At 69.4% G+C, this 6,837-nt stretch carries 8 protein-coding genes; 2 read left to right on the top strand and 6 right to left on the bottom strand.

The window, feature by feature from the left end:
- Positions 1-9: 9 nt before the first annotated feature.
- The gene (locus ACFWMR_RS31060) at positions 10-1,149 is read left to right on the top strand and encodes a hypothetical protein (RefSeq protein ID WP_378380942.1); all 1,140 of its coding nucleotides are present in this window, start codon (positions 10-12) and stop codon (positions 1,147-1,149) included.
- 9 nt (positions 1,150-1,158) lie between these two features.
- On the top strand, positions 1,159-1,785 hold the full coding sequence (locus ACFWMR_RS31065) for a response regulator (RefSeq protein WP_005149535.1): 627 nt from the start codon (positions 1,159-1,161) through the stop codon (positions 1,783-1,785).
- 4 nt (positions 1,786-1,789) lie between these two features.
- Here the strand turns inward: ACFWMR_RS31065 and ACFWMR_RS31070 are convergent, their stop codons facing one another.
- The 6 genes from ACFWMR_RS31070 to ACFWMR_RS31095 all read right to left on the bottom strand — a co-directional run.
- Positions 1,790-3,058 (bottom strand): haloacid dehalogenase-like hydrolase, encoded by a 1,269-nt coding sequence (locus ACFWMR_RS31070; RefSeq protein WP_378380943.1) that lies wholly within the window; start codon positions 3,056-3,058, stop codon positions 1,790-1,792.
- Positions 3,059-3,100: 42 nt separating this feature from the next.
- Entirely contained in the window at positions 3,101-3,709 is a 609-nt protein-coding gene (locus ACFWMR_RS31075; protein WP_378380944.1) for a histidine phosphatase family protein, read from the bottom strand.
- A gap of 8 nt (positions 3,710-3,717) precedes the next feature.
- Entirely contained in the window at positions 3,718-4,359 is a 642-nt protein-coding gene (locus ACFWMR_RS31080) for a class F sortase (protein ID WP_378380945.1), read from the bottom strand.
- Positions 4,356-4,832: an excalibur calcium-binding domain-containing protein gene (locus tag ACFWMR_RS31085; RefSeq protein WP_378275367.1), complete on the bottom strand. Its 477-nt coding sequence runs from the start codon at positions 4,830-4,832 to the stop codon at positions 4,356-4,358. The genes ACFWMR_RS31080 and ACFWMR_RS31085 overlap by 4 nt, the downstream gene beginning before the upstream one ends.
- Before the next feature lie 112 nt (positions 4,833-4,944).
- Complete coding sequence (locus tag ACFWMR_RS31090; RefSeq protein WP_378380946.1) at positions 4,945-6,090, bottom strand: GAF domain-containing sensor histidine kinase; 1,146 nt, start codon at positions 6,088-6,090, stop codon at positions 4,945-4,947.
- Positions 6,091-6,104: 14 nt separating this feature from the next.
- Positions 6,105-6,837, bottom strand: a 733-nt coding sequence (locus ACFWMR_RS31095) for an ATP-binding cassette domain-containing protein (protein WP_378380947.1), incomplete at its 5' end; no start/stop codon positions are given.

Here is a 6,837-nt window from a genome sequence, read left to right on the forward strand (position 1 = left end):
CCTGGGGAAATGCCCGTATCCCGTGGCCGAAGGCAGAAGAAGAACAAGAAGCAGGCAAAGGCGCAGAAGACGTCGGCCTTGGAACCGGCCGACCTGCCCGCTTGGATGCCGGAATCGATCGAGAACGTCCTGGACGGGGCAACTGTTCTTCTGAAGTCGGAAAGCCCGCGCGAACTCGACCAGGCGACCGCCTCTCTGCTCGGCGGCGAGCTGCGTCGCGCGCTGCGGGGCGAGAACGACGGCCTCGACTTCGACCTGTTCTTCGAAGCCGTCGTACTGGCGGTGACGAACGCGGACCCGCGTCAGGAACTTTGGCTTCTGCTGCAGGGGATGAGCGCGATCTCCCCGCCGGGGTTCGAGTCGTTCGTGCGCGCCGGCGTGAGCAGACTGCGGAAGGCGTTGCGGTCGGAGATCCTGCCCGGGTGGCCCCAACTGGCCTCGAAGAACAAGGCCACCGGCGAAGTCTGGGAAATCCAGGACGTCTACGGAACACGTCTCGGTGTGCTCGCGGCCTTCGACTACCCCGGTGGCGAGGCCCCGACGGTCTACCTGTTCGAAATCGACACTTCGTGGATCCCCCGCCTCGGTGGAGGTGGCGTCTACGACTCGCTCGATCAGGCCGTCGAAGCATGGCGACAACGCTTCGGCGAGCAGGCCACCCCCGTGGCGGTGACCGATCCGCGCCGGCTGGAAGGTCTTGTCAACCGCTCACTGGACATCCTCGGTGACGAGTCCCGCGCGACCCTCGACAACTGGTATCGCGCCGAGCGCCGGTACTCGGACCTCGATACCGCGCTCAAGAACCGCGGTCTGCGGTTGCCGCCGAGCAGCTACTACATCGACGTCGACCCGGCGATGATGACCGGTCCGTTCAACGCCTGGCACCTCGAGACCTTCGGCAACGAGCCTGACGAACTGGTCGTCGAGGACCTGGCCGCCGAGTGGATGGAAGGCATCGTCCCGGCCACCTGGTTCGCGGTGTCGCCGGACCGGCTCGGGCACATCAGCGCGTTGATCGGTGACTGGCCGGACGACACCGTCCGCCCCGCCGCCCAGGCGTTGCTGCCGAAGTGGGTGCGATGGCTCGGCGAACGGGCGGGCCTGCCGTCTCCGCTGGTGGAAGGGATGGTCGCCCAGGCGACGAAGTAACGTGGGGGTATGCCGATCCAGGTGCTGCTCATCGACGACCACGAGGTGGTGAGGCGCGGTCTGCGCGACCTCCTCACCGACGAGCCCGACATCGAGGTCGTCGCCGAGGCGAGCGGGGTCGACGAGGCCCTCGCCGTGGCGATGCACGTCGAGCCGGACGTCGCGGTGGTCGACGTGCGGCTCGGTGACGGCGACGGCATCGCGCTCTGCCGCGAACTGCGGTCGAAGGCGAACCCGCCGCAGTGCCTGATGCTGACCGCGTTCGACGACGAGGAGGCCATGGTCGGCGCGATCATGGCGGGCGCGGCCGGGTACCTGCTGAAACAGGTCCGCGGACAGGACGTCGTCAACGCGGTCCGGGAGGTCGCGGCGGGCCGGTCGCTGCTCGACCCGGTGTCGACGGCGCGGGTGCTCGACAAGCTGCGGCATCCGCCCGAGGACGAGCTGGGCTCGCTCACCGAACGCGAGCGTGAGGTGCTGGAGCTGATCGGGCAGGGCATGTCGAACCGCGAGATCGCGGAACGCCTGTTCCTCGCCGAGAAGACGGTGAAGAACTACGTGACGTCCGTCCTCGCGAAGCTGGGCATGCAGCGGCGCACGCAGGCCGCGGCGTGGATCGCACGCCGCGACCGCTAGCGCGTCAGGGGTGCACGGTGTCCCGCTGGTCCGGGATGACCGTGCCGTCGTCGCGCAGCACCGGGCCGTGGGTGCCGTCGGCGTTCTCGTACGCCGTCGTCGAGCACGGGTAGGTGCGGTTCAACGCGGGGAAGGGCTCGATGAACATCGGATTCACCGCCCACTTGCCGTCCGCGTCGTCGTAGGCGCGGCACATCAGCTCGTCCTTGTTGCGGTTGAGCGTGACGCGGACTCCGGTGGCGTCGCGCAGCATCGTGACGTCGGTGGTCGCGTCGCCACCGGCGAGCGCCTGCCGCTTGTCCGCCGGTGCCGCTTCCATCGCCTTCGTGCCGCGGATCCCGAGGATCCGTTCGTTGATGTAGCAGCGTTTGCCGTCGATGTAGGTCATGATCTCGTCGGCGCCGTCGGCGTGCCCGCCGCAGCCTTCGAGGTGCCCGTTGATCCGGCCGTTCGTGGTCTGCGAGTAGATCCCGAGCGTGCGGCTCGGCGGGATGCCGACCGCGGAACCCCAGACGTCCGCGAACTCCTTGGGCGAGGCGGAGACGACCCACGTCGAGAAGCCCGCCTTGTTCAGCGTCGCGATCAGGTCCTTGATCTCCGGGTAGTACCGGATCCACGCGACCTGGGTGCTCGAACCGACCTTCTGGGTCGCCCCGATCGGGGCGAGCAGCGCCGCCGCCCTGGCCTGCCGGGCGATCGCGCGGACCTCGTCGGGACGGTATCCGGCGTTGATCTGCGCGACCCAGGCGTAGGCCGCCTCCATGTACCGCCGGTTGTTCCCCGCGAAGACCTCTTCGCCGGTGGTCGTCTTTGCGTTCTTCCGCACCGAAAGCAGCTCGTCCGCGCAAATGACGTTCTTGCTGGTCGGAAGCGGTTTCCCGGCCGGGGTGCTCGTGCCGCACGCCTTGCTCAGCGCGTTCGCGCCGGCGTCGGTCATGAACCGGCTGGTCGTGCGCCAGTCCTTGTTCCGCGGCTGGAGGACCTTGTCGTGCCGGATCATCCAGAAGACGGTCTGGTCGGAGATGTCGTTCTTGATGACCGTGTTGTCCCAGTCGAACACCGCGACCGGCCGCTCGCCGTGCTTCGCGCCGCAGCGGCCGCGTTCGTCGATGACCTGCTGGATCTTCGCCGCGTTGTCGCCGTACCAGTGGTCGGCCAGCCTCAGCCGCGGGCAGTGCGCCGTCCCGGTGGCGGCCGCCGACGTGGCCGGTACCAGCACCGGAACGGTCAGTACGGCGGCGGCAAGGGCCACGGCTCGCAGGAACCTCGGCATGTCATCTCCCCACATCATCGTCGGCTGTCCGGGGAGATCCTGTCATTTTCCGGCGAGAGTGACGACCTGCCGGTTGTGAAAGTAATCGTCTTCACGGAGCACGGTGACGCTGCCGGGTGAACCGCGGAAGTCGACGTACCCGGCCGCTTCGAGCGGCATCCGGATCCACGCCGCGATGACGAAGGTGAGCGCGCCGCCGTGCGTCACGACGATCTGGTGCTCGCAGCGGCTTTCCAGGATCGACTCCATCGCCGCGTACACCCTCGCGGCCATCGCGCCCTTGGTTTCGGCGCCGGGGATGCCTTCGTCGTGCCCCAGCCGCTCGCCGACGGCGGGCGGCGGGACGAACCGGGTGTCCAGCCACTCCTGCGGCTTGCCCCCGGCCTCCCCGTACGACTTCTCACGCAGCCGCCGGTCCAGCACGGGTGTCACGCCGATTCGTTCGCCGATCACTTCCGCCGTCCGCGCGGTGCGGCGCAGGTCCGAGGCGTAGAGCTCGACGTCGTCCGGCACTTTCGCGCGCAGCGACTCGGCGACGGCGGCGGCCGCGCGCTCGCCGTCGGAGGTGAGTTCGGAATCGAACCACCCGCCGACCACGCGATCGACGTGGTGGGTTGCCTCCGGATGCGTGACGACGTAGACGGTGCGCATCCTCCGATTCAAGCGCGGGTCAGTCTCGCGAAGGCGACGACGTTGTCGAGGTAGTTCCCGGTCGAGGAGTCGAAGTCGCCGCCGCAGGTGATCAGGCGCAGTTCCGGCTCGATCGTGTCGCCGTAGACCCGCTCCGTGGGGAAGGAGGTCTTCGGATGCCGCTCGACGGCGTACACGGTGAACACCGCGGTGATCCCGTCCTCGCGGTGGACGAGGGCTTCGTCGCCGGTCCTGAGTTCCTTGAGCCTGCCGAAGACACCGGGGACCTTCTTGTAGTCGACGTGCCCGGCGAGGACGGCGGGCCCGACCTCGCCGGGTGCCGGGCCGGCGGCGAACCAGCCGGTGGTGATCGCGTCGCGCGGCACTTGCAGGCTGCCGTCAGCGGCCAGGCCGAGGTCGACGATCTCGCCGGTGCGGACCCCGATCGCGGGGATCTCGAGCGTCGCCGGTTTCGCGGGTGCGAGCGGCGGGGTGTCGGAGGGCGTGGGCGCCACCGCGGTCACCGTGGATGGCGCTGTCGGTGCCGCCGGCGACGTGATCTTGCCCGTCGCCGGGATGGCGCACGCGGTCAGCGCGGCCGCGAGGCCCGCGCCGATGAACGTGCCGATGACCAGCGGAAACGGCCATCGGCACCAGGGAGTCCGGGTCATCGTTCGGCGCGCCGCCGGAGCAGGAGGGACGCGCCTGTCGCCGACGCGGTCAACAGGGCCGTGCCGGTCAGCGCGACAGCGCCGATCTCCAGAAGGCCACCGTTGGGTTCTTCGGGTTCCCCGCCGGTCGCGACGCCGCCGACGGGTTTGACCTTCACCTGGCCGGATCTCGCGGGTTCGCCGAAGCGGTTTTCGCAGGCGTATCCGTCGTGATCACCGTCGAGCCGGTGCGGATCCCGCGGGTTCTTCTTGAGTTCCGCCTGCGCGGCCGCCTGCGAGGGGAAATCGGCGCAGTCCTTGTCCGGCAATTGCGCCGGACGCGTTTCGCAAGCTATTCCGTCGAGCCGGAAGCCTTCGCAGTTCTGGTCGGAGACGGCGGGCAGCTCCAGCGCGAATGCGACAGAAACCGGACCGAACAAGGAGAATCCGGCGAGTATGGCGGCCGTGCCGATGGCTCGACGAACCGAGGACATGCGGGGTCCTTTCGCTGGGAATTTCCCTTACAATCGCGCGGCGGCCCCCGCTGTTACGGATTAATCGGAAATACCGAATCCTCACTCGAATGAACGAAAAAGCCCGTTAATTTCACACGGTCTGATCGAGGGGAACGTCGAACGCGACCAGAGTCCCCAGGCTCGGCGAAGAATTGATCGAAAAACGCCCGCCGGACGTCGTGGCGCGTTCGGCGAGGTGACGGAGACCGCGTTTGGCGACCCCCTGCGGGACACCGGATCCGTTGTCCCGCACCCGGAGTTTGACGCCTTCCGCGTCGCGGCTGAGCGTCACGCGGGTCTCGCTCGCCCCGGAGTGCCTGACCACATTGGACAGTGCTTCGCGCAGCGCGGCGCGGATGTGATCCGCTTGGTCGGCGGGGATGTCGGCGAGTTCTCCCGAAAGTTCGAGGGTCGGCGGGTAGCCGAGCAGCTCGCCCGCGATGCGCACCTCGCCCCGCGCGGACTCGGCGAGGTCGGTGGCGGTGACCGTCTCGTTCGCGGGTTCCGGGCTGCGCAGGGCGCGTACGGTGCCGCGGATCTCCTCGATGGTCTGGTCGAGCTGGTCGATCGCCTCGGACAGCCGCGCGCCGTCAGCCTGCGCGAACCTCTTCCGCATGTTCTTGCGGACGCGGTCGAGCTGCATCCCGGCGCCGTAGAGCCGCTGCACGATGACGTCGTGCAGCTCGCGCGCGATGCGTTCGCGCTCTTGGTACAGGGTCACGCGATGCCGGGCGTTGGCGCCTTCCGCCAGGGCGAGCACCACGCCCGCCTGCGCCGCGAAGGCGGTGAGCACCTCGACAGTGCTGGCGGAGAACGGATCCCCGCCGTGGCGGCGGTACACGGTGAGCGCGCCGAGGACGCGCCCGCCCGCGCCGAACGCCGACGCCGCGAAAGGCCCGAAGCCCTGAAGCTCCGGCGGCACGAACGGCGCCGTGCGGGGATCGACGGTGAAGTCCTCGCTGACGACCGGTTCGCCGCCGCGGGCGACCTGTCCGGCGGCGGAATCGGCGGCGAAGGCCAGCCCGCGCAGGCCCTGGGTGGTGGCTCCGTGCGCGGCCTCGACGACGACCTGGCCGTCGTCCGCGCGCACCATGACGAGACCGAGGTCGGCCTCGGCCAGTTCGACGGCGCGGGCGACCACGGTCTCCAGCACGTCACCCGGGTCGTCGCCGGACAGGGCGGTGCCGGTGATCTCGGTGGCGGCGGACAGTGCGCGCGCGGCAAGCGTGGGATCCATGAGTGCTGTCGACATTAGCCGTGTCCTGCCAGTACGCGCGTTGTGACGCGGCCCTCTCGTACCTCCAGGACGACGTCGGCGTCGGCCGCTTCGGCGGCGTTGTGCGTGACGTGGACGACGGTCTTCCCTGCCAGTGCCTCGCCGAGCCGTTCGCGGACCGTCCTGGCCGTGAGCTCGTCGAGATGCGCTGTCGGCTCGTCGAGCAGGACGAGGTCGGCGCGCGCGGCGCCGAGCACGGCACGCGCCAGCGCGACCCGCTGCGCCTGCCCACCGGACAGCCCGGCACCCGCGCTGTCCAGCATCGTGGTGAGCTCGACGTCCTCGAGAACGGCCTGGTACAAGGCTTTCCGCAGGTCGGCTTCGGAGGCCGTCGGCTTGGCGAGGCGCAGGTTCTCGGCGACGGTGGTCGAGACGAGCATCGGTTCTTGTGGCGCCCAGGCGACGTTCTCGGATACGGCGACGTCACCCTTGCTCGGCTTGAGGAAGCCGAGCAGGGCCGCGACGAGCGTCGACTTCCCGGCGCCGCTCGGGCCGATGACGGCGACGTGCGTGCCAGGTGCGATGTCGAGGTCGACACCGGTGAGGACCGGCTGCTCGGTGCCGGGCCAGCCGAGGTCGGCGTTGCGGATCCGCACCCTGCCGGTGTCATGAGGGGTGGGGCGGGGCGCGGTGGGAGGGTGACGAGGGATAGACCCCCACCACCCAGGACAGCGCGCACAGCACCGGGGCGCGGAGCAGCTGGGAGGG

Source organism: Amycolatopsis thailandensis (assembly GCF_042723255.1).
GTDB classification, from domain to species: Bacteria; Actinomycetota; Actinomycetes; order Mycobacteriales; family Pseudonocardiaceae; genus Amycolatopsis; species Amycolatopsis thailandensis.

Bases quoted from the DNA above. Each gene is read 5' to 3' on its own strand.
- ACFWMR_RS31060 (WP_378380942.1), top strand. From the start codon at position 10: ATGCCCGTATCCCGTGGCCGAAGGCAGAAGAAGAACAAGAAGCAGGCA.
- ACFWMR_RS31065 (WP_005149535.1), top strand. From the start codon at position 1,159: ATGCCGATCCAGGTGCTGCTCATCGACGACCACGAGGTGGTGAGGCGC.
- ACFWMR_RS31070 (WP_378380943.1), bottom strand. From the start codon at position 3,058: ATGCCGAGGTTCCTGCGAGCCGTGGCCCTTGCCGCCGCCGTACTGACC.
- ACFWMR_RS31075 (WP_378380944.1), bottom strand. From the start codon at position 3,709: ATGCGCACCGTCTACGTCGTCACGCATCCGGAGGCAACCCACCACGTC.
- ACFWMR_RS31080 (WP_378380945.1), bottom strand. From the start codon at position 4,359: ATGACCCGGACTCCCTGGTGCCGATGGCCGTTTCCGCTGGTCATCGGC.
- ACFWMR_RS31085 (WP_378275367.1), bottom strand. From the start codon at position 4,832: ATGTCCTCGGTTCGTCGAGCCATCGGCACGGCCGCCATACTCGCCGGA.
- ACFWMR_RS31090 (WP_378380946.1), bottom strand. From the start codon at position 6,090: ATGGATCCCACGCTTGCCGCGCGCGCACTGTCCGCCGCCACCGAGATC.